Origin of the sequence: Buttiauxella sp. S19-1 (assembly GCF_022134725.1) — a bacterium.
In the GTDB taxonomy this organism is placed as follows: Bacteria; Pseudomonadota; Gammaproteobacteria; order Enterobacterales; family Enterobacteriaceae; genus Buttiauxella; species Buttiauxella ferragutiae.
Genome location: NZ_JAHWLU010000018.1, coordinates 33,912 through 55,558, shown reverse-complemented (window position 1 = coordinate 55,558; position 21,647 = coordinate 33,912). Strand labels below are relative to the sequence as shown.

Sequence of the window (21,647 nt, the reverse complement as noted above, 5' to 3'; positions counted from 1 at the left end):
ATCTTTAATTATTACATGACCAACAATAATGTCTTCACATAAAATTCCTATCCAGCAAAATGTGTTACAGGCATCCCTTGAACGTATTCACTGGACATTCACTAACTTCGACCGCATTTGCATCTCATTTTCCGGCGGAAAAGATTCCACGTTAATGTTTCATTTAACTGCTATGGCCGCACGCCAACTCAAGCGGAAAATCAGCATTCTGTTTGTCGACTGGGAAGCACAATTTAGCCACACCATTTCGGTTATCGAAAAGATGCGTGAACAGTACAAAGATGTAGTCGATGACTTTTACTGGGTTGCCCTTCCCCTTACTACACCGAATTCAGTTTCACAATTTCAACCAGAATGGACGTGCTGGCAGGAGGGCGTTTCCTGGGTTCGCCAACCCCCATCAGATGCCATTACTGATGGTAACTTTTTCCCCTTTTATAAGTATGCAATGAGCTTTGAAGCCTTTGTCGGTGCATTTTCTGAATGGTTTTCCGCATCAAACCCAGCGGCTGTGATGATTGGTATTCGTGCGGATGAGTCCTATCACCGTTTCCTGAGCATCGCCTCAAACAAAAAATTACGTTATGCCGACGACAAGCCCTGGACGACCGCCACCGCAAAGGGACACGCTTATAATGTTTATCCCATCTATGACTGGAAAACTGCCGATATCTGGACGTGGTTTTCCCAGACAAATGAAACCTGCAACACACTGTATTCTCTGATGTATCAGGCTGGGGTTCCCATGCGCCATATGCGAATTTGCGAACCATTTGGCATGGATCAGCGGCAAGGTTTATGGCTTTACCACGTACTCGAGCCGGAAAAATGGGCGTTGATGTGCACACGCGTCAGCGGGGCAAATAGCGGCTGTTTATACGCCTCAGAAAAAGGGGATTTCTACGCCCGTCGGCAGATTAATAAACCAGAACACCTCACCTGGCGTGAGTACGCCATGGCGCTGCTCGACAGTATTCCCGACACCACCGCCGAGCATTATCGCAATAAAATAGCAGTTTACTTGCGCTGGTATCAGGCACGAGGCTTCCCCGACGATATTCCTGATACCCAAGAAAAAGATACCGGAAGCAAGGATATGCCCTCATGGCGGCGTATCTGCAAAGTGTTATTAAACAACGATTACTGGTGCCGAACACTTTCATTCAGCCCTAATAAATCAAGTAGTTACAAACGTTACATCCAACGTATTCAGGAGAAACGTCAGATATGGAAAATAATATGACAGTTGAAGAAATTACCGCTTCATTACGCACTCTTCTAACTGCAATGCCGGAAGCTCAGCGCATCACGTCGATCAATCAAGTGAAAGTCGCATTGCATGAATGTAGCCCTTTCAAAAATGAGCCAGTTGATTGCGTTATCTGGATGAAAACACAAGAAATAAAAGCGAATGATTACAACCCGAATAACGTGGCACCTGCGGAGAAAGCGCTGTTAAATACCTCGCTGATACAGGACGGGTTTACTCACCCGATTGTCGCGACATGCGATGAGAGTACCGATCAATTCATTATCATTGATGGTTTTCATCGTTTTGAAATCAGCAGCAAAGCCGGTGAATTGAACAAACGACTCAAGGGGTATGTTCCAGTTGTTCTGATGCCTCAGGTAAATAATGACAAGAACCGCCGCATGGCAGCCACTATTCGTCATAACCGTGCTCGCGGGCGTCATCAAATTAATGCGATGGCTGAAATCGTGCGCGAGTTGTCACAACTGGGTTGGGATGACTCGAAAATCGGTATTGAGTTGGGAATGGATACGGACGAAGTGTTGCGACTCAAGCAGGTTTGCGGCCTGTTCGAACTGTTTAGCCATCGCCAGTTCTCACAAGCCTGGACGGTAAAATAACCGCGTTTAAAGTAGAAAGATTGTCGCAAGCCCAAGGAAAATAAAGAAGCCTCCGGTGTCGGTGATAGCGGTAATCAACACACTCGAACCGACTGCCGGATCTTTTCCCAACCGCATCATAATCATCGGGATCAGCACACCCATCAGCGATGCCACCAATAAATTGAGCACCATCGCCAGCGTCATCACGCCGCCTAACGCGAGGTCGTCGTAGAGTAGCCAGGTGACACAACCCATCACGCCACCCCAGATGATACCGTTGAACAGCGCAACGCCCAGTTCACGCAGCACCAGGAACGAAAAGTTACCCGGCTGAATATGTTGTAGCGCTAATGCGCGCACAATCATGGTGATAGTCTGGTTTCCGGTATTCCCGCCGATACCCGCGACAATCGGCATTAGTGATGCCAGTGCCACCAGTTGCGAGATAGTATGTTCAAACAGGCCGATAACGCGTGAAGCAACAAACGCGGTGCACAAGTTAATCGCAAGCCACGCCCAACGTGCTTTGACTGCTTTGCTGACTGGAGCAAAAACATCTTCTTCAGCACTCAAGCCACCCATGCGGCGCAAATCGTTATCGGTTTCTTCATAAACCACATCAACGATTTCATCGATGGTCAAACGGCCAATCAGTTTACCGCTGCTGTCGATAACTGCCGCACTGATTAAGTCATCACGTTCGAAGGTTCGCGCCGCAGCCTCATCATCATCCTCGGGGGCAAAACAGGTGGGATTATCGTCCATCACGTTAAGCACCAACGTTTGCGGCGCGTGCAGCAAAATGGTGGTTAGCCCCAATTCCCCGAGCAGCGTTTTATCACGCGTGGTAACAAAAACTTTATCGGTGTTTTGCGGCACTTTTCCGCGTAGGCGTAGAAAGCGTTGCACCACCGCCAGCGTGACATCAGCACGCACGGTGATCACTTCGAAATCCATGATCGCGCCAACACTGTGTTTTTCGTAGTGCAGGACTTGCCTGACGCGAGCCCGTTCCTCTTGCGGCAGAGTGGCCAGCAAGCGCCCCATCAGATCACGAGGCAAATATTGTGCAAGATAGATTTGGTCGTCGATATCCAGTGGGCGAATAATATTCAATAAAGCTTTATCGCTCATGCCTTCGATCAAGTCGTCCCAGACGGTTTCGGAGGCTTCGATCAGTACTTTGCCGCGTTCATCATCTTTGACCAGGCTCCACAACGCATGGCGCTCTTCGCTGGGAAGTGCTTCCAGTACGTCGGCCAGATCGGCGGCGGGCAGTCTTGCTACCAGCTTGACGATTTCGGCAATATCTTGCTCTGGGGTATGGACATCTGGTTGCGGAAACTTGCCGAGAATACCGGTGGCAACCGCTTTGTTGGTTAACAGAATCTGGAGGATTCGCGCTCGATCTTGCGCACGCTGTTTAGTGCTGTACTTGTTAGTGCTGAGCTTACGAGTGACAGACATCTGGCGGTTTTCCCTAATTGCGACGTGCTAAGTTATAGTCCTTTCAGGCGCATAAAACAAAAAACCAGCCGATTAAGGCTGGTTTTATTGATCAAATCTCGGTTCGGGCGACCGCATCTCGCGAAGCATGCTCGCGTTCATGTCCGGTTAATTCACTGAGTTGCCCCTGGCGCATTTCCAGCAACCGATCGGCATGAACAAAGTAGTGATCGTCATGGCTGATGGCAAAAATGGTTTTCCCCATTTGCTGCATTAGCGGCAACAGCACCTGATAAAACTCACGGCGGAAATGCGGATCCTGGTCGGCGGCCCATTCATCCAGCAAAATGATATCGCGTTCTTCTGCCAGCGCCAGCAGCAACGCGACACGTTTGCGCTGCCCTTTCGAGAGTTTCAGATTCAGGATGGTGCCGTTTTCCAGCTCGAGCTTTTCACTCATTTTCAGGCGTTCAAGCCAGCTTGAAACTAATGCTGAGTTGGCTTGCTTACCCTGCGGGCCAAGCAGGCGGTCAAACAGCCAGACATCGGTAAACACCGCAGAAAACAGTTTGCGGTAGTCGTCCTGATTACTGGCATCAATCTTTTTGCCATCCAGATAGATTGCGCCGGACACCGGCTGATAAAGCCCGGTCAGCAGCATTGCCAGCGTCGATTTCCCGCTACCGTTTCCGCCAATCAGGAACAGCAGTTCGCCACGTTTAATGGTGAGATTGAGCGGCCCAACGCAGAAGGTGTTATCGGCATACTGGAACACAACATCACGCATCTCAAGGGTTTGCCAGTCTGCCGGTTCTTTGCTGCGCGGGAATTTAGCATCGTAGGGCGCAAGCTTGAATTGGTTCAGTTTGTTGAACGCTACCTGCGCGGTCAGTAACGTAGGTAAAGCACCAATCGCCGACAACATTGGCGTGCGCAGAAACAGCAGAGTAAGAGAAAAAGTGGCCGCAATATTGGTGTCAGACCAGCCAAGGCTATTTGCCATCCAGAACACCAGGCCAATGACACCGAGCATCATAATGTTCGACCAGTTTACCGCGCTTAAATGGAAGGTATCCGCGCGAATAATATGGCGACGGTAGTCGCTGGCATGAGGAATATAGGTATCCTCAAAGACGCGTTCTGCACGTTCACGGTTTAACGCCAACTCCTTGCGGCCTTCGATAACGGTCTGGTAATCGTTGTACAACTGGTCTTCAATTTCACGCAGTTGCGCCAAATGTTTGTAAACCCGCGCCACCAGCACATAGCCGCCATAGACGGTTATCGCGACCCAAATAGCGGTCACACCAAGCATTTTTGGCGACAGCCACGCCAGATAAGCCGCTGAACCCAGAGTCAAAATAATGCCCTGCACCAGCTCAGGTAAGCGCACAAAAGCAATGGTAATATTACGCACATCGCTGGTTAATCCGGCTAGTAGCGCGGCGCTGCCGAGTTTTTCGATACGTTCAACATGGGTGTCCATCAGGCGCTTAATAAACTCGCTACGCAGACGGAAGACAAAGTGGTGGCCAAGTGTGGTGAGTGCCCATTGTGAGCCGAGCGTCACCGTCATTAACAGCAGTAACAGGCCAAGAAATTCGGGTAATACCGAAAGAGAAATATCCGGCGTTTCAATCAGCCGCAGATTGATAAAAGCGATCAAACCAATACCTAACGCCGCGCTGAGCAGGCTTAATGCCATCACCATCAAAAAAGGCCAGCGATACTGCCGGTAAACCACACGCAAAAGTTCCATCACTCACTACCCAAAATCGAAAACAGCGAGCAGTTTAAACGGCAATTTCGCTACAGCAAGAATAATTCTTATTTATATTCGTGTTAACGAGTGTGGCGGAAGGTCAGATTGAAGCGGTACTCGCCGGTCGCTGGATGATGCGCAGGTTTGAGCGGTAAAATTCCGTGATAAAACAGCCGTGAAGGCCCGCCCCACACCACCACATCACCGTGTTCGAGCATCACTCTGGTCAGTGGATCATTGCGTTTAAGGCCGCCAAACTGAAACACCGCAGGTAACCCCAGCGAAACCGAGACTATCGGCTGTTGCAGGTTCAGTTCGTCTTTGTCCTGGTGCAGCGACAGTTTTGCGCCCGGCGCATAGCGGTTAATCAAACAGGCATCGGGCGCAAAGTCGTGATATCCGGCAGCCTTAGACGCAGCATCAGATAACTGACGAAATAGATTCGGCATTGCCGGCCAAGGTTGTGACGTCAGCGGGTCAATCGGTGAGTAGAGATAACCGTGAGCATCGGTTGTCCAGCCGACTTCCCCGCAGTTGGTCATCGCTACCGACATCGTGTAACCGCCGGGTGTGACCATCTGACGAAAAGGTGAAACCGCGGCGAGCGCCGATATTTGCGCGATAAGTAGCTGCGCGTCGGCACAGGCAAAGCGGCGCAAAATCACCGCGCCTTCCGCCAGCGGCTCCTGCCAGGGCGCTTCATCGGCAAATAAATCGAGCATCACTCCTCCTGCTGTTCGGCTTCAATTTCAAGCAACTGGCGTTTACGCTCCACACCCCAGCGGTAGCCCGAAAGCGCACCGTCGTTTCGCACCACACGGTGGCAGGGAATAACCACCGCCAATTTGTTTGCGGCGCAAGCGCCTGCCACGGCACGAATGGCCTGCGGTTTGCCAATACGCTGGGCTATATCGCGATAGCTCGCCGTCTGCCCGGCGGGAATGTCGCGCAGCGCCTGCCAGACCAGCTGCTGGAAGGCGGTTCCCTGAATATCGAGCGGCAGGGAAATGGGTTGGCCGGGATGCTCCAGCAAGTTGACGACCTGTGCTACCCGCGCCGCAAAGTACGCGTCACCCACCATTAAAGAAGAATGCGGGAACAACGTTTCCAGTTCCTGAATCAAACGTTGCGCATCGCTACCTAACAGTATGGCGCAAATCCCCCGCTCACTTTGTGCCACGAGGAATTCCCCTAACCGGCAAGTCCCGACCACAAACTGGATTTCTGCGCGTTCCCCGCCCTGACGAAACTGCTTCGCGGTCATCCCCAACACCTCGTCAGCTTGCTGATAATAGTTACTGCCCGATTGATAACCGGCATCGAAAACAGCCCGCGTAACAGGCTCACCTTGTGTGAGTTGTTCGCGCAGACGTTTGGCACGTAGCGCTTTTTGCCAGCCATGGGGCGTTAACCCAGTGACTTGTTTGAATAGCCGATGAAAATGAAATGGGCTCATGGCAACACGGCTAGCCAGTTCAGCCAGCGCTATGGGTTGATTGCTGGTTTCCAGGATGCGGCAAGCCTGGGTGATGCGGTCAATTCGTTGTTGCTCAGGGGCAAGTTTGTCTGGCTGGCAGCGTTTGCACGGGCGAAAACCGGCGTTTACCGCTTGCCCGACATTTTCAAAAAATACGACATTTTTGCGTAACGCATGGCGGGCGCTGCATGAAGGACGGCAACAAACCCCGGTAGTTTTTACCGCAAAAACAAACTGCCCGTCAGCACGGTGATCACGGGTTTCCACAGCCTGCCAGCGGCTTTCATCATTGGCATTGTCAAAAAATGGTTTCATGACTGGATCCTGTCTTTTGCTGTCATGAAATGATTCTGACAGCGTTACCGGAATGAAAAACCCGCAATCTTGCTTTCTATTATAAAGACCCAGTGAACAGCGCATAACTCTCAAAAAAAGAATTTAAGACTAAGATATTTATTCTGCAAAGTTATACTTTCGACAGAGTAAAATCATTCATTAGCCATCCGTAACAAAGGTAAACCGTTACACATGTCCACATCACCGTATTCCCCTCCACTTCAGGCGCTAAGGATTATAGCCACTGGAGTTGCGCTGCCGCCTGGTAAGGTGGAGTCCTCAGCCCTCGATCACAAGCTCGGTAAAACTGCGGGATATGTTGAGCAGCGTTCGGGCATAAAATACCGATTCCATGCCAGTGAAAATGCCAGCCAGGCCGAACTCGCCGCGGCGGCATTGCACGATGCGCTTGAGCGCCACTCCATTGATCCTCTCTCCATTGACCTCTTAATTTCAGCTTCCGCAGTCGCCTACCAGGCCTTGCCATGTACCGCAATACATATCCTGAAAGCCGCCAGACTGGCACCAGGAACGGCGGGATTTGATATTAACAGTAGCTGCGTCAGCTTTATTTCTGCCCTGCAGGTCGCCAGCGGTTTACTGAATACTGGCAGCTATAAACGCATTGCCATCGTCAGCGCCGATATTGCGTCACGCGGTATCGACTGGGACCATGAAGAGTCCTCGCTAATTTTCGGTGACGGCGCGGCCTGTGCCATCGTTGAACGCGGTGATGGCAGCAGCCGTATTCTTGGCAGTCTGGTGGAAATGTATCCATCCGGCAGCGAACTATGCGAAATACGTGCCGGGGGAACACGGTGTAACCCGCGAGCAGGTATGGAAGATGCCGACTTCCTGTTCCATATGCAGGGGAAAAAACTGTTTCGTCACGCATCTTCTATTATTGAAGGTTATTTTCAACGCCTTCTGGATCAAAGCAAGTTAACGCTGAGCGACATCGCCACTGTGGTTCCCCACCAGGCCAGCCATTTATCACTGGAACATATGCGCAAGCGCCTTCATGTCTCGAATGACGTGCTGATTGATATTTACCGCCATCATGGCAATCAGGTCTCCGCCTCTATTCCAAGCGCATTGCATGAAGCGATGATTACTGGTCGTTTTAACGCCGGTGAACCGGTGATGCTGATTGGTACTGCGGCAGGGCTGACGCTGGCGGGAATGATTATTCTGCCATGAAAATTCTGGTCACCGGAGCCACCAGCGGGCTGGGGCGGAACGCGGCGCAATGGCTGCTGGAAGCCGGGCATCAAGTTATTGCCGTCGGGCGCAATCAGCAGGCGGGTGCGGAATTACAATCCCTCGGAGCCACGTTTATCGCCCAGGATTTAACCCACTGTTCGGATGAAGTATTTGCTCATCTGGTGCAAGGATGCGACGCCGTCTGGCATTGTGCAGCAAAATCATCTCCCTGGGGCGACGCGCAAGATTTCTTCAATGCCAATGTGGTTGTCACCGAAAAACTGGCATTCGCCGCAGGGTGTGAAGGGGTAAAACGCTTTGTGCATATCTCATCACCCGCCGTCTATTTCGATTTTCACCATCACCACAATCTGGCGGAAACCTGCCGCGCACCCCGTTTTTCAAACCATTACGCCAGTAGCAAGTATGCGGCTGAACAGGCGCTACAAAAGTCGATTGAGCGTTTTCCGGACACCATCTATGTGCTCCTGCGCCCACGCGGGTTATTTGGCCCGCACGACCGCGTGATTGTGCCTCGCCTGCTGCAACAAATCAGCGCCAAACGCAACGTTCTGCATTTGCCTGGTGGAGGGATGGCTCTGCTTGATCTCACTTTTGTGCTGAATGTGGTTCACGCCATGGACTTAGCGACACAGCATCAAAGCCTGCGCTCCGGCTCGGTTTATAACATCACAAACCACCAGCCGCAGCGGTTAGCTGACATGCTGGATGCACTATTAAATCAGCAACTTAATTATAATCTTACGGTGCGAGCACTACCCTGGTGGCTGCTGTATGTCGCGGCTTTAGGTATGGAACTGGTGGCGAAAGTGACCGGCAAAGAGCCTTTACTGACACGATACAGTGTTGGTGCAGTCTATTTTGATATGACACTGAATTCCCAACTTGCCATAGATGAGCTGGGTTACCACCCTCTTTACTCTCTGGAAAAAGGCATTGCGCTAACCGGTGAGTGGTGGCGGGCACAAGGAAAAGGCCGCCATGGCTAATATCACGACGTTTGAAGTGGGCTACTGTACCCATGTTGGATGTATGGCGTTGAAAGGGGCGGGTTTTCGGGTCTGTAAATTTCCGGCTCGCGCTTATTTAATTGAAGCGGGAGATAAGCGCTGGCTGTGGGACACCGGCTACGCAACCTGGTTTGAACACTACACCCGTTCGGGTATTTTCCGGCTGTATCGCCAGGTGACGCCGGTTTATTTTGACCCACGCGAATCGCTGGCTGCCCAGTTGCGCGAGCAAGGCTACGCCCGTGGAGATATTCATGGAGTGATCCTGTCCCATTTTCATGCCGACCACGTTGCCGGGCTGCGCGATTTTGCCGAACTCACTTTTATTTGCTCCGGTGAAGGCTGGCAAAAGACCCGTGGTTTACGGGGGATTACGGCATTGCGACAGGCATTTATTCCGGGGCTGATCCCCGAGTCGTTTGAGGATTCAGTACAATTTTTTGAAGGTTTCGCAAGCGTTGCATTGCCCGCAGAATTAGCCCCCTTTGAACAGGGCTTTGAGTTGCCGGGTAGCCAGGGGCAAGTGATTTTGGTGCCGCTGCCTGGTCACGCAGTCGGCCACACAGGGGCGTTTGTGCAAACCGATGATGGCTGGGTGTTGCTTGCCAGTGATGCGGCCTGGTCGCCAGTGAGTTACCAGACGCTGCGTGGCCCATCCCGTATCGCCAATATCGTGATGGACAATTCAGTTGCGTATTACCAGACGTTAGAAAAACTCAACCAACTCTGGCGGGGTGGAAAGTGCGACATTCGGTTATGTCATGAGGGGGATTTATGATCCCGTTTCGTACCCTCTGGCACTATTTCCGCATCCGCCACCGGCGTTTTTCCAATCGCGAGGCGCTGGAAAAATACCAGCAGCTACAGCTCAGGCGCTTTTCCCGTCGTCTCCAGGCAAAAAGCCTGTGGTTTAGCCGCTTTGTTTCGCAACCTATCAGCAGCTGGCCTTTGATGGATAAGGCGCTGATGATGAATAACTTTGACGAAATGAACACCCAGGGGCTGCGCTGCAGAAAACTGCTGGCGTGTGCGCTGGAATGCGAAAAGGATCGAGATTTTTCCCGCAAGAGTGGCAGATTCAGCGTGGGGCTTTCATCAGGAACATCGGGCCAGCGTGGGGTGTTTGTCGTCAGCCCAGAGGAACAACAACTTTGGGCGGGAGGCATGCTGGCGAAAATGCTGCCGGACGGTTTGTTTGCGGGTGAACGGGTGGCGCTGTTTCTGCGCGCCAATAACAACCTTTACCAGAGCGTGAATAACCGCTGGTTGAGCCTGGCTTTTTACGATCTGTTTCAGCCGATGCGCTCTCATTACGCCCCACTTGAGCAACAGTCCCCGACGATTATTGTCGCACCCGCACAGGTGTTGCGCGAACTGGCATTGAACGTAAAACGCGGTGAACTGAAGTTGCAGGTGAAAAAAGTGATTTCTGTAGCGGAAGTGCTGGAGCAACAAGACCGCCTGCTGCTTAACGAAGTCTTTGCTGACGTGGGCGAAGTCTACCAGGCCACAGAAGGATTTTTGGCTGCCACCTGCGCCCACGGAACGCTGCATCTCAATGAAGAATTCCTGCACATAGAGCCACAGTGGATTGACGAGCGGCGCTTCACACCGATTATCACGGATTTCACCCGCCAGACTCAGCCCATCGTGCGTTATCGGCTGGATGACGTGCTGGTTGCCAGCAACGAAATTTGCCCGTGCGGTAACCCCGCGCGGGCTATCAGCCATATTGAAGGCCGTTGGGACGATCAGCTCCAGTTGGTGAATTGCCAGGGGTATTTACAAATCGTCTTCGCCGATCTCTGTAGCCGGGTTCTGGCAATTTCGCTGCCTGTGACCGCGGATTACCGGCTGATTCAGCACGGTGAAGCCATGCTGCATTTGATAGCCGATTGTTCTGCGGCTGAGCTTGAACAGTGCAAAACTGCTTTACTGGCGATGCTGCAACAACAAGGCATTGAGACACAAAAGCTCAGCTGGAAGCTGGAAACCACCACGCTAATCCCGCAGTTCGATAGCAAACGGCGGCGTATCACCCGCAAGGAATCGGCATGAAAATCGCGAGGGTCGTTATATGAAACACCAGATTTGCCTGGGATACTACTGGCTTATCCGACAACAACCATGACAAAAATCCTGATAACCGGCGCCTCTGGTTTTATAGGCAATGCTTTCCTGCGGCGTTTCGCGGGTGTTGATGGCCTGGAACTGTATGGCGTGGGAAGACGTGAAGTGCACAACCGTCCCGACACGGTTCGCTACTCGCGGCTCGATTTAGCCAGGCTTGACGATCTCGATTTTGCTCCCGATGTGGTGATTCATGCGGCAGGCAGAACCAGCCCGTGGGGAACGCCCGAAGATTACTGGCGCGATAATGTGTTAACCACTGAGGACACGATAAAGTTTTGCCGTCATCGGGGAAATCCCCGGCTGATATATCTTTCATCCGCCGCCGTTTATTACCGTTATCAACATCAGTTGGGGCTCACGGAACAAAGCAAAATTGGGCCTGATTTCGCCAATGAATATGCGCGAACGAAATTCTGCGGCGAGGAGCGCGTGCAGACTTATCGGGGAGAGAAAACTATTTTACGCCCCTGTGCGGTATTTGGGCCTGGAGACAAATTACTCTTTCCGCCATTACTGAATGCCGCCCGCAAAAAAATGCTGCCATTAATCACCGCTGACGCAACGCCTTCTTGCAGCGATATTATGTACATTGACGTGCTGTGTGAATATTTGCTGCGCGCTGCAACATTGCCGCAGCTGCGCCCGATTTATAATCTTTCGAATAGCGAGCCGGTTGAGATAAATACCTTTTTGCAACAGGTCCTCAAGCGTTTCGACTTGCCTGCCCCCACAAAACATCTGTCGGTTAATCACGCCATGCTTATTGCAAACGTGGTTGAAGGAGTCTGGCGATTGTTAAAAATCACTAAAGAACCACCCATTACGCGCTTTGGCGTTGGCGTATTCGGCTATAGCAAAACCCTGGATATTCGCGCGGCGCTGGAAGATTTTGGTGCCCCTTGTTGTTCGTTATCCGCAGGGCTTAATGCTTTTATTCAGCAATACTCAAAGGCTATCCGATGATTATTCTCGCCACAGCCTGGCTGCTCATCTTGCTTGTGAAAACGGTATTAACACTCAACGTTATTCGGCGAGAACGGCGGCAGAAATATCAACCTTTGTTTGAAAAAGTGACTATTATTCAGCCCATTTTGAGCGGTGATCCGACATTAGCCAGCGTTCTGGAAACCAATGTGATTGCTCTCGAACAAGCGAGTTTTATGTGGCTCATTGATGATAATGACGCGGTTGCCAAAAATATCGTCAATCATATTCAGCAGTGCTATCCAGATAAAAAAATCACGGTGCGCTCTTTCCCCCAGGCTCCTGAGGGCATCAATCCTAAAGCCTTTAAACTCGAGCACGCCTGGCGCGAGGCCGATAATGAGGTCATTCTGGTGCTGGACGACGATGCCATACTGTCGGCGGCTGCCCTGGCGCAATTACTGGCAGAAATGAGGGAAGATACCCTGGTCACCGCACTCCCTTATTACACACAAACAGGAAGCCGTTACTCGGCATTATTGGCTCAATTTGTAAACGATAATTCCGCACTAACCTACTTACCCCTGTTACCCTGGTTGCCGCCATTAACCATTAATGGCATGTGCTATGCGTTAACAACCAAAACGCTGGCGAGCGTGGGCGGGTTTGCCCCTATTCAACACCATCTGACCGATGACCTGGCAATGGCCTCTTTATTGAATCAGCATCAGATTCGCCTGATTCAATCTACAGCGCTGGTTAAGATCCAGACCCATTTATCCAACGGTAAAAAATACATTCAGCAAATGCACCGCTGGTTCTTGTTCGCCACGTTACTGCTGCGCGAAAAACCACTGAAAATAAATGTTCTCATTTTCTTGCTGCAAGGTTTACATCCCCTGCTGCTATGGCTGATGTTATTGAATGCTTTTTCTCATCCATTGATTTTTATTGGTTGCCTGGCAATACGGCAATTTGCTATTGCTAAAGTTCACCAAGAAATGACGGCAGATATTCGCGCGCGGCCTGTTCTTTCCTTACTTTCTGAGTTGCTTCAGCCACTGCATTTGTTTCATGCCTTATGTAATCGAACCATCGTATGGCGCATCCGGCGCTACCGAGTGTTAGACAACAAAAGATTTATCTCCGATGAATAAACCTCCGTTACAGATAGCCTATATTACCGGGCGGAGTTTTCCCGGACGCGCTGATTTAAGCCCGGTACAGTCGGCATTTATTAACCGACTGGCAAAGCCTGGGCGCACGCTTGCTCAGTTGAATTTCCCTTATTTCACAGGCGCAAGCGATTCAACTACCTTCGAAGCAGTGGGTTTATTCACAGCGAGCCTCAATAACAGCCGCGACTATTTAGCTTCTCGCCGTCCGGTATTTGAAAAAAATTATCAAATGCCGGTAGCTGGGTTGTTGGCGCGCGCGCAGCATACTGTTTTCCTTGCGGGGAGTTGTGGCCTGGAGTTATTCAACAACCTTAATTTGCCTGCTGCGTTGTTAAAAACCACCAGCGTCTTTGCCTATGGGCCGGTTGCCCGAAAGCGGCCGGTCTGTCACCATTTTCTGGTGCAGGGAGATAACGATCGGATTTCCCAAATATGGTTCCGCAACGTTGACAGCAAAGTTCGTAGCGGGCACATGAACTATCTGGTGAACCCTGAGTTACTCACGCTGTGCGAGCACTTTATTTCAAGTATTGAATCAAACCAGGCGATGCCATGAATACCTTATTGTCGATAATCCCTCCCGCAACACGAAGAATCGATCTACTGGCACCGCCATTCTCGGGGCATTTGCATCCTGTGCTCGCACTAGGGCGTGTGCTCGCCACTCATTATGACGTGCGCATTATCAGCACTCAGGGAGCTCAAGAACGTATCACTGGAGCAGGTTTACGGGGTATCGCTTTACCGGGGGATTTCGACCGCCCGCTGTTGGCGATCGCTAATCCAGATTACGCCGTGAAAAATAACCCTCTCAAGCTGTATCGGCAGTTCAAAGAGGCAGTCGGATTGCTGGTTGATTTTGCCTCCCAACTGGAAGATTTGTACCGCAAGGGAGATGCCCCCGATCTGGTTATTGCTGACTTTACGTTACCTGGAGTGGGCAAAGTGGCAGAAACATTGGGGATTGAATGGTGGACGAGTTTGCCGTCACCTTGTGTGCTGGAAACGCCAGATGGACCGCCAGCCTACTGTGGCGGGTTAATGCCTGCCACAAATCGTTTTCAGCGGCTGAAGCATTTGATTGCCCGTAAAAAAGTACGCTGGTTTAAAAGCACTATTTTCTGGCTGTTCCGCAAGACGATAATGCAGACCGGAATCACCCAATTGTATCGCCATGACGGCACAGAAAGTGCCTACTCCGCGCAATGTATTCTGGCGCTGGGTGACAAATCTATTGAGTTTGATCGTAGCTGGCCAGCCAGTGTTCACTTCATTGGCCCCGCGTTATATACCCCGCCGGATTCAGGAATCGAACCTCATTTTGCAGCGGGTCGCCGCCATGTATTAGTCACACTTGGCACGCATCTGGCCTGGCATAAGGATGAAGTGGCGAATGCCATTTTCCAGTTAGCCCGTACCATGCCTGACACCATTTTTCATTTCACCGATGGTGACCCAGTAGCAAATACATTTAAGCAGGCTGAGAACTTCATTCGTGTCCCGTGGATAAACTATGAAACGTGTATTCGGCATTACGACGTGGTGATTCATCATGGCGGGGCGGGCATCATGTATTACTGCCTGGAAAATCACATCCCAGCGCTGGTTTATCCGGTTGATTTTGATCAGTTTGACCATGCTGCCCGGCTGGATGCATCGGGTAAAGGTATCTGGATAAAAGGTGGGCTGCGTTCGCTTGTGCAGGCGAAGCCAGAAATTGAGCGACTTTTGGGTCTGGAGTCACCCAGTCACTGACGCCAGTGAGTGACTGGGTGAACGAGGATTACTCGCTGAGTAAGAACGTCTTAAATTGCGGCGACATCCACGTCGTAAAACTATCGCCTTCTTTAGTAATCAAATAGACCGCCAATCCCTCTTTCTGAGCGACCTGTTTGGCTTTTTCAGTGCCGAGAACCATCAGGCCAGTATCCCAACCATCAGCTTCCATAGCCGTGGGTGCTATCACGGTTGCGGAGACTAATTTGTGTTGAATCGGTTGCCCTGTTTGCGGATCTATAACATGCGAAAGGCGTTTGCCATCCAGTTCGTAGTAATTACGATAACTACCTGAGGTGCTTATGCCATGACCATTGAGATCAACCACAGCCTGCACGGCATTTTCACGATCGGTGGGTTTCTGAATCGCCACGCGCCAGGCTTTACCGTCAGCATTAGTCCCCCGCGTCACAACTGCCCCACCAACGGAAACCAGATAGCGGCTGATGCCGTTTTGTTCCATTAAGCGGGCCAGATGATCGGCCGCGTAACCTTCGCCCATTGTTGAAAGATCAACATACAAACCGGGAAGATCTTTTTGTAACCACTGTTTCCCCGCCTGGTTGATCACCGTCAGATGGTGTAAACCGGTCAATGCTTTGGCAGCATCAATTTGCGCCTGGTTGGGAGTTTTGACCGGCTGTTTATCCGGGCCAAATCCCCACAGGTTGACCAGCGGCCCAACGGTAATGTCCATCGCACCGTTAGTTTTCGCACCAATGCGTAGAGCCAGCGTCACGATATCGCTCATTGCTTCATCAACAGCATAAGGCTCAGTCGAACGGGATTGGTTGAAGCGCGATAATGCAGAATCTGACTTATAGGTCGACATCAAACGATCGTCGCCGTCTAGTTGTGCCTGAATTTTTTCACGCAGCTCTACCTGCCGTGCATCGTCCACACCAGCAAGGCTTGCACGCCAATACGTGCCCATGGTTTTACCTTCCAGCACCATGCCGCTGTTGCCTTTTGCCGTTGGGTTATCACAACCCGCTAACGCGCCCAAAACTATGGCAAACAGGCCATAGCGTAATAAACGTAAATCCATTGTTTCTCTCTCCTGTTTGAGCGCAAAAGGGTACACCAACTGGCAAACAATGTGGTGAAAAGTGCAGAGTTGTTGAGAGTCCAGACGTAAAAAAGGCGCCCTAAGGCGCCTTTTAGCACTAACACTGCAAAAGCAGGAATTAGAACTGGTAAACCAGACCAACACCTACGATGTCATCAGTGGCGGTACCAGATGCACGAGTGAACTCGTTTTCGTCCAGCAGGTTGATTTTGTAATCAACATAGGTGGACATGTTTTTGTTGAAGTAGTAAGTCGCACCGATATCAACATATTTCAACAGGTCCTGGTCACCGTAGTTGGTGGTACCGTTGTTGATGTTCTTACCTTTAGATTGCAGGTAAGCGATGGATGGACGCAGACCGAAGTCGAACTGGTACTGTGCAACCACTTCGAAGTTTTTAGCTTCATCAGCATAACCGTAAGCTGCGGACTCAGAGTCACCGCCGAAACGAGTTGCGTTGTAAGTCTGGGTGTACTGAGCGGCCAGGTAGATGTTGTTCGCATCATATTTCAGAGCGCCGCTGTAAGTCTCAGCGCGCTCGCCGTGACCATAAATGTCGGCAGTACCAACACTTTCACCGTTCTGGTCAGCTGTACGCTTGGAAGAGGACATCGCTGCACCAACACCGAAACCTTCACCCAGATCGTAAGTTACGGACATACCGTAAGCATCACCGTTCTGTTTCAGAACGCTACGGCCACCGAAGTCTTCGCCAGAAACGCTGCCGTTTTTACCCTGGTACTGCAGAGCAAAGTTCAGGCCATCAACCAGACCGAAGAAGTCGCTGTTACGGTAAGTTGCAACACCGTTAGCACGGGATTGCAGGAAGTTATCAGAACCGTAGGTGTCACCGCCAAATTCTGGCAGAACGTCGGTCCAGGATGTTACGTCGTAAACGACGCCGTAGTTACGACCATAGTCGAAAGAACCGTAGTCACTAACACGCACACCAGCGAACGCCAGACGAGTCCATGCGTTGTTTTCACTTTCAGTGGTGTTGCCATTAATCTGGTATTCCCACTGGCCGTAACCGGTCAGTTGGTCATTAACCTGAGTTTCACCTTTGAAACCGATACGCATATAGGTCTTGTCGCCGTCATCGCCAGCGTTGTCGGAAAAGTAATGTAAGCCATCTACTTTGCCGTACAGATCTAATTTGTTGCCGTCTTTGTTGTAAATTTCAGCCGCCTGAGCGGTGCCTGCTACCAGCAATGCTGGAATCAGGAGGGACAGTGCTTTAACTTTCATGTTATTAACCCTCTGTTATAGGTGTTATATGCCTTTTTATATGCCACTGCTTACTGATTAATTTACTAATCAGTCGGCTAACCCATTGTGTAAAACAAATACAGATTAATCCAATCCGAATATGATACTAAAACCCTATAGATGTTTCATTTATCCACATAGGTGTTGCAAAATGTAAATATGAGGGAACTTTTTTTCGCACAAAAAGACAATGATATAAGCACTAATTATCAAAAAAAATAAAATATACATAAAAAATCAACAACATAAACAACAAGCACGTTCTTAGCACTGAATGTTAAAACATAGCCATGATTTATATATAAAATACATCCCGCTATCATCATTAACTTTATTTATTACCGTCATTCAGCTTTGAATGTCTGTTTAATACCTATTTTGGACCGGGTGCTTGCATCCGGTTTTTTTTACGCTTCTTTACGTAACTTTAATCATTCTGTGCTACTCCCTTCAAAAAGTAACAACTATTAATAAATCCTTCATTTTTTGGCCTAAAATCATACAAGCGAAGCGGGAATATTCTTCTAAAAATAATCCCGACAAACAATCGTTTCAGAAAAAATAGTTGTACCACCTAAATTACTTTGTACAAAAATAGCCCACCTTGTTGCTTAAAATATCTACCTTTTAATGTCGTTATTTTGGCGAATTATCAACAACCTGGAAATGCGGCGATTTCGAATTATACTCGTTGAGTTTTGACAGACAGACGATGACGCCAACGCTGGTTGCAGGTATTCTTATCCAGGGCGCGTTGGTTATCTTACTAACAGCTTTTAACGCCTGCCTGCTAGCCTTGCAGAGCAGAGGATATTTTTAAGTGGCGAATGCTCGCCGGGTTGCGCGCTAACAATGAGTCAGTCAGACAGTATGATCCCTAATAAATTTTCGCTTATCCCCGGCAATATCACGCGCTTCTTTCTGCTATTGATTGTCGTGCTGCTGGTCACCATGGGTGTCATGGTGCAAAGCGCCGTCAACACCTGGCTGAAAGATAAGAGCTATCAGATTGTCGATATCACTCATGCGCTACATAAAAGGGTTGATGTTTACCGTTACGCGACCTGGCAAATTTACGACAACATTGCGGTCTCCACTTCCCCTGCCAGTGACGGTCTGCAAGAAACCCGCCTGCGCCAGGATGTTTACTATTTAGATAAGCCGCGCAGTAAAACTGAAGCCCTGATTTTTGGCTCTCACGACAGTACAACACTGGATACGACACAACGTATCTCGACTTACCTCGATACGTTATGGGGTGCCGAAACCAGCCCCTGGTCGATGTACTATTTAAACGGCCAGGACAACAGCATGATTCTGGTCTCAACCTTGCCACTAAAAGACCTCTCCACAGGCCTCAAAGACAGTGGCGTCAGTTCCATTGTTGATTCCCGCCGCGCTGAAATGCTCCAGCAGGCAAACGCCCTGGACGAACGCGAAAGCTTTTCTCTGCTGCGTACTTTGGCCTGGCAAAACGGACACTACTTTACGCTGCGTACTACCTTTAATCAGCCGGGCCATTTGGCCACTGTCGTGGCATTTGATTTACCGATTAATGATTTGATTCCGCCGACCTTGCCGTTGGATAACTTCCGTCTGGAAAATAACGATGCGCAGAAGCCGATTAACAGCGCGCAGAAAGATGGCCCGGATAGCGTCACCATTAATTTTAATGGTGCCAAAATTGACATAGCCTCCCCTCTCGCCACCACTAATCTGCGCCTGGTTTGGCAAGTATCGCTCGGCACTTTGCTGATGGACACTTTGCAAAATATTTTATTCCCGCTGCTGCTCAATATTGGTCTGCTGGCGCTGGCGCTGTTCGGTTTCACTACCTTCCGCCAACATACGGCGCGCCCTGCCGAAGTTCAAAGTGGCAATGCCGAATTACAAACTTTGCGTGCATTAAATGAAGAGATTGTTGCGCAGTTGCCGCTTGGCCTGTTGGTGCATGACCTGGACTCAAACCGCACCGTTATCAGCAATAAAATTGCCGACCACCTGCTGCCGCATCTGAATCTGCAAAATATTATTGCGATGGCCGATCAGCATCAGGGCGTGATTCAGGCAACCATCAATAATGAACTGTATGAAATACGCCAGTTCCGCAGCCAGATTGCCCCACGCACGCAAATCTTTGTGATTCGCGATCAGGATCGTGAAATCCTCGTCAATAAAAAGCTTAAACAAGCTCAACGTCTGTATGAGAAAAATCAGCAGGGACGGATAACGTTCATGCAGCATATTGGCGAAGCGCTACAGCAACCGGTGAAGAATATCGCCGAGCAAGTGAGTGTACTAAATGCGCCAGAATCGGGTGGTATCGCCAATGAAGCGCAAAGTATTGTGCGTCTGGTCGATGAGATTCAGCTGCTTAATACGCTGGAGTCTGACGCCTGGAAAACCCATGCGACACAATTCGCCATTCAGCCATTGATTGATGAAGTCGCGTTGGAAATGCTGCCGATTATCAAACGCAAAGGCCTGCAGTTGCTTATCAACAACCAGTTAGCTGCAGATGAAGAGCGCCACGGTGACCGGGAAGCACTGCGCAAAGTGCTACTCCTGTTGCTGCACTATTCTGTCACCACGACGCAGATTGGCAAAATTACTCTGGATATCACGCAAGAAGAGTCCGGCACTGACCGTTTGTTATTCCGTATTCTGGATACCGGCGAAGGGATTAGCAGCGGTGAAGTCGACAATCTCCACTTCCCGTTCCTGAACGAAACCAGTGAAGATCGTTACGGGCGCGCGAATGGGTTAACCTTCTATTTGTGCGATCAACTGTCACGCAAATTGGGCGGGCATTTGAATATCAAAACCCGCGAAGAGATTGGTACCCGCTACAATCTGCATATAAAGATGACCGCAGAACCGCAGCATGAAGAGCAAGAAGAGAAATTGCTTGATGATGTGGTGGCGATGATTGATATCACCTCAAATGAAGTACGGAATATCGTCACGCGTCTGCTGGAAAACTGGGGTGCACAATGCGTCACCCCAGATGAAAGACTAGCAAGTCAAGAGTTTGATATATTCCTGACAGATAATCCGTCTAATCTTACATCTTCGGGATTGCTTTTAAGCGATGATGAGAACGGAATGCGTAAACTCGGCCCAGGTCAGTTCCGGGTTAATTTTAATATCAGCAATGCGATGCAGGATGCAGTGCTACAACTGATAGAAGAACAACTGGCGCAGGAAGGCATTTCTGAGTCACCGTTAGGCGGCGATGAAAATGCGCAGCTTCACGCCAGCGGTTATTACGCGCTGTTTGTTGACACAGTACCGGAAGATGTTAGGAGATTGTATACTGAATCTGCAGCGCACGATTTTGTGGCGTTAGCGCAGACAGCTCACCGCTTGAAAGGGGTGTTTGCAATGCTCAACCTGGTACACGGCAAACAGTTATGTGAAACGTTAGAGCATCACATTCGTGAAAGTGATGCTGCCAACATACAAAAATACACCAGCGATATTGACGCTTACGTCAAGAGTTTGCTGTAGCAAGGTAGCCTATTACATGAACAGTATGAACGTAATTATTGCCGACGACCATCCGATTGTCCTGTTCGGCATTCGTAAATCTCTCGAGCAGATCGAGTGGGTGAATGTTGTCGGTGAGTTTGAAGATTCCACAGCGCTTATCAATAACCTGCCAAAACTTGATGCCCATGTTTTGATAACCGATCTCTCAATGCCTGGCGACAAATACGGCGACGGCATTACGCTTATCAAATACATCAAGCGTCACTTCCCTCATCTGTCGATCATCGTGTTGACGATGAATAACAACCCTGCCATTTTGAGTGCAGTGTTAGAACTTGATATCGAAGGGATTGTACTCAAGCAAGGCGCACCAACTGACTTACCAAAAGCGCTGGCCGCATTGCAGAAAGGCAAAAAATTCACCCCAGAGAGCGTTTCTCGCCTGCTGGAAAAAATCAGCGCTGGCGGTTACGGCGACAAACGTTTGTCTCCGAAAGAGAGCGAAGTGCTGCGCCTGTTCGCTGAAGGTTTCCTGGTCACCGAAATTGCCCGCAAACTGAACCGCAGCATTAAAACCATCAGTAGCCAGAAAAAATCAGCCATGATGAAACTGGGCGTAGAAAACGATATCGCCCTGCTGAATTATCTTTCTTCCGTTAGCCTGTCTCCGGCCGACAAAGAATAAATCAATGTCGG

18 protein-coding genes are annotated in these 21,647 nt (G+C 50.0%); 12 read left to right on the top strand and 6 right to left on the bottom strand.

Translation table 11 applies throughout. From position 1 onward, the window contains the following. Positions 1-28 precede the first annotated feature (28 nt). Both MES37_RS06805 and MES37_RS06800 read left to right on the top strand, forming a co-directional pair. The gene (locus MES37_RS06805; protein WP_237930712.1) at positions 29-1,243 is read left to right on the top strand and encodes a phosphoadenosine phosphosulfate reductase; all 1,215 of its coding nucleotides are present in this window, start codon (positions 29-31) and stop codon (positions 1,241-1,243) included. Continuing rightward, a complete protein-coding gene (locus tag MES37_RS06800) occupies positions 1,228-1,872 on the top strand; it encodes an IbrB-like domain-containing protein (protein WP_237930709.1) in 645 nt (214 codons plus the stop codon). The genes MES37_RS06805 and MES37_RS06800 overlap by 16 nt, the downstream gene beginning before the upstream one ends. Before the next feature lie 6 nt (positions 1,873-1,878). Here MES37_RS06800 and mgtE read toward each other — a convergent pair whose 3' ends face one another. From mgtE to ada, 4 genes are all read right to left on the bottom strand, one after another. Then, on the bottom strand, positions 1,879-3,321 hold the full coding sequence (gene mgtE / locus MES37_RS06795) for a magnesium transporter (protein ID WP_064548538.1): 1,443 nt from the start codon (positions 3,319-3,321) through the stop codon (positions 1,879-1,881). A gap of 91 nt (positions 3,322-3,412) precedes the next feature. After that, positions 3,413-5,059 carry a multidrug ABC transporter permease/ATP-binding protein gene (locus tag MES37_RS06790; RefSeq protein WP_133522440.1) on the bottom strand — a complete coding sequence of 549 codons (1,647 nt, stop codon included), beginning with the start codon at positions 5,057-5,059 and terminating at the stop codon, positions 3,413-3,415. Between the two features lie 83 nt (positions 5,060-5,142). Beyond that, on the bottom strand, positions 5,143-5,784 hold the full coding sequence (alkB, locus tag MES37_RS06785; protein WP_133522439.1) for a DNA oxidative demethylase AlkB: 642 nt from the start codon (positions 5,782-5,784) through the stop codon (positions 5,143-5,145). Next, entirely contained in the window at positions 5,784-6,854 is a 1,071-nt protein-coding gene (ada, locus tag MES37_RS06780) for a bifunctional DNA-binding transcriptional regulator/O6-methylguanine-DNA methyltransferase Ada (RefSeq protein WP_237930706.1), read from the bottom strand. Before ada ends, alkB begins: the two co-directional genes overlap by 1 nt. A 213-nt stretch (positions 6,855-7,067) precedes the next feature. On the opposite strand from ada, the gene MES37_RS06775 reads away from it, so the two are divergent. The 8 genes from MES37_RS06775 (at position 7,068) to MES37_RS06740 (ending at position 15,099) form a co-directional block, all read left to right on the top strand. Next, positions 7,068-8,075, top strand: coding sequence for a 3-oxoacyl-[acyl-carrier-protein] synthase III C-terminal domain-containing protein (locus MES37_RS06775; protein ID WP_133522437.1), 1,008 nt, complete (start codon positions 7,068-7,070; stop codon positions 8,073-8,075). Beyond that, positions 8,072-9,088, top strand: a complete 1,017-nt coding sequence (locus MES37_RS06770; RefSeq protein ID WP_133522436.1) for an NAD-dependent epimerase/dehydratase family protein — start codon at positions 8,072-8,074, stop codon at positions 9,086-9,088. The genes MES37_RS06775 and MES37_RS06770 overlap by 4 nt, the downstream gene beginning before the upstream one ends. Then, on the top strand, positions 9,081-9,887 hold the full coding sequence (locus MES37_RS06765) for an MBL fold metallo-hydrolase (protein ID WP_064548551.1): 807 nt from the start codon (positions 9,081-9,083) through the stop codon (positions 9,885-9,887). The genes MES37_RS06770 and MES37_RS06765 overlap by 8 nt, the downstream gene beginning before the upstream one ends. Beyond that, positions 9,884-11,167, top strand: a complete 1,284-nt coding sequence (locus MES37_RS06760) for a F390 synthetase-related protein (protein WP_237930703.1) — start codon at positions 9,884-9,886, stop codon at positions 11,165-11,167. The genes MES37_RS06765 and MES37_RS06760 overlap by 4 nt, the downstream gene beginning before the upstream one ends. Positions 11,168-11,236: 69 nt before the next feature. Then, positions 11,237-12,205 carry an NAD-dependent epimerase/dehydratase family protein gene (locus MES37_RS06755; RefSeq protein ID WP_237930701.1) on the top strand — a complete coding sequence of 323 codons (969 nt, stop codon included), beginning with the start codon at positions 11,237-11,239 and terminating at the stop codon, positions 12,203-12,205. Next, positions 12,202-13,323 carry a glycosyltransferase family 2 protein gene (locus MES37_RS06750; protein WP_237930699.1) on the top strand — a complete coding sequence of 374 codons (1,122 nt, stop codon included), beginning with the start codon at positions 12,202-12,204 and terminating at the stop codon, positions 13,321-13,323. The genes MES37_RS06755 and MES37_RS06750 overlap by 4 nt, the downstream gene beginning before the upstream one ends. Next, positions 13,316-13,900: a hypothetical protein gene (locus tag MES37_RS06745; protein ID WP_237930698.1), complete on the top strand. Its 585-nt coding sequence runs from the start codon at positions 13,316-13,318 to the stop codon at positions 13,898-13,900. The genes MES37_RS06750 and MES37_RS06745 overlap by 8 nt, the downstream gene beginning before the upstream one ends. Further along, the gene (locus MES37_RS06740; protein WP_237930696.1) at positions 13,897-15,099 is read left to right on the top strand and encodes a glycosyltransferase; all 1,203 of its coding nucleotides are present in this window, start codon (positions 13,897-13,899) and stop codon (positions 15,097-15,099) included. Before MES37_RS06745 ends, MES37_RS06740 begins: the two co-directional genes overlap by 4 nt. Before the next feature lie 28 nt (positions 15,100-15,127). Here the strand turns inward: MES37_RS06740 and apbE are convergent, their stop codons facing one another. Together apbE and MES37_RS06730 are read right to left on the bottom strand one after the other, a co-directional pair. Next, complete coding sequence (apbE, locus tag MES37_RS06735) at positions 15,128-16,168, bottom strand: FAD:protein FMN transferase ApbE (protein WP_064548562.1); 1,041 nt, start codon at positions 16,166-16,168, stop codon at positions 15,128-15,130. A gap of 139 nt (positions 16,169-16,307) precedes the next feature. Further along, complete coding sequence (locus tag MES37_RS06730; protein ID WP_237930692.1) at positions 16,308-17,438, bottom strand: porin OmpC; 1,131 nt, start codon at positions 17,436-17,438, stop codon at positions 16,308-16,310. An 873-nt stretch (positions 17,439-18,311) separates the two neighbouring features. Here MES37_RS06730 and rcsD point away from each other — a divergent pair. Beyond that, positions 18,312-20,969 carry a phosphotransferase RcsD gene (rcsD, locus tag MES37_RS06725; RefSeq protein ID WP_064548566.1) on the top strand — a complete coding sequence of 886 codons (2,658 nt, stop codon included), beginning with the start codon at positions 18,312-18,314 and terminating at the stop codon, positions 20,967-20,969. Positions 20,970-20,985: 16 nt separating this feature from the next. Beyond that, entirely contained in the window at positions 20,986-21,636 is a 651-nt protein-coding gene (rcsB, locus tag MES37_RS06720) for a response regulator transcription factor RcsB (RefSeq protein WP_064548567.1), read from the top strand. The last annotated feature ends 11 nt before the right edge of the window (positions 21,637-21,647 follow it).

Coding starts and splice junctions, on each gene's coding strand:
- mgtE (WP_064548538.1), bottom strand. CDS start 3,321: ATGTCTGTCACTCGTAAGCTCAGCACTAACAAGTACAGCACTAAACAG.
- MES37_RS06740 (WP_237930696.1), top strand. CDS start 13,897: ATGAATACCTTATTGTCGATAATCCCTCCCGCAACACGAAGAATCGAT.
- MES37_RS06805 (WP_237930712.1), top strand. CDS start 29: ATGTCTTCACATAAAATTCCTATCCAGCAAAATGTGTTACAGGCATCC.
- MES37_RS06770 (WP_133522436.1), top strand. CDS start 8,072: ATGAAAATTCTGGTCACCGGAGCCACCAGCGGGCTGGGGCGGAACGCG.
- MES37_RS06765 (WP_064548551.1), top strand. CDS start 9,081: ATGGCTAATATCACGACGTTTGAAGTGGGCTACTGTACCCATGTTGGA.
- MES37_RS06730 (WP_237930692.1), bottom strand. CDS start 17,438: ATGAAAGTTAAAGCACTGTCCCTCCTGATTCCAGCATTGCTGGTAGCA.
- rcsD (WP_064548566.1), top strand. CDS start 18,312: ATGAGTCAGTCAGACAGTATGATCCCTAATAAATTTTCGCTTATCCCC.
- MES37_RS06775 (WP_133522437.1), top strand. CDS start 7,068: ATGTCCACATCACCGTATTCCCCTCCACTTCAGGCGCTAAGGATTATA.
- alkB (WP_133522439.1), bottom strand. CDS start 5,784: ATGCTCGATTTATTTGCCGATGAAGCGCCCTGGCAGGAGCCGCTGGCG.
- apbE (WP_064548562.1), bottom strand. CDS start 16,168: ATGGATTTACGTTTATTACGCTATGGCCTGTTTGCCATAGTTTTGGGC.
- MES37_RS06760 (WP_237930703.1), top strand. CDS start 9,884: ATGATCCCGTTTCGTACCCTCTGGCACTATTTCCGCATCCGCCACCGG.
- MES37_RS06750 (WP_237930699.1), top strand. CDS start 12,202: ATGATTATTCTCGCCACAGCCTGGCTGCTCATCTTGCTTGTGAAAACG.
- MES37_RS06755 (WP_237930701.1), top strand. CDS start 11,237: ATGACAAAAATCCTGATAACCGGCGCCTCTGGTTTTATAGGCAATGCT.
- MES37_RS06745 (WP_237930698.1), top strand. CDS start 13,316: ATGAATAAACCTCCGTTACAGATAGCCTATATTACCGGGCGGAGTTTT.
- ada (WP_237930706.1), bottom strand. CDS start 6,854: ATGAAACCATTTTTTGACAATGCCAATGATGAAAGCCGCTGGCAGGCT.
- MES37_RS06800 (WP_237930709.1), top strand. CDS start 1,228: ATGGAAAATAATATGACAGTTGAAGAAATTACCGCTTCATTACGCACT.
- MES37_RS06790 (WP_133522440.1), bottom strand. CDS start 5,059: ATGGAACTTTTGCGTGTGGTTTACCGGCAGTATCGCTGGCCTTTTTTG.
- rcsB (WP_064548567.1), top strand. CDS start 20,986: ATGAACAGTATGAACGTAATTATTGCCGACGACCATCCGATTGTCCTG.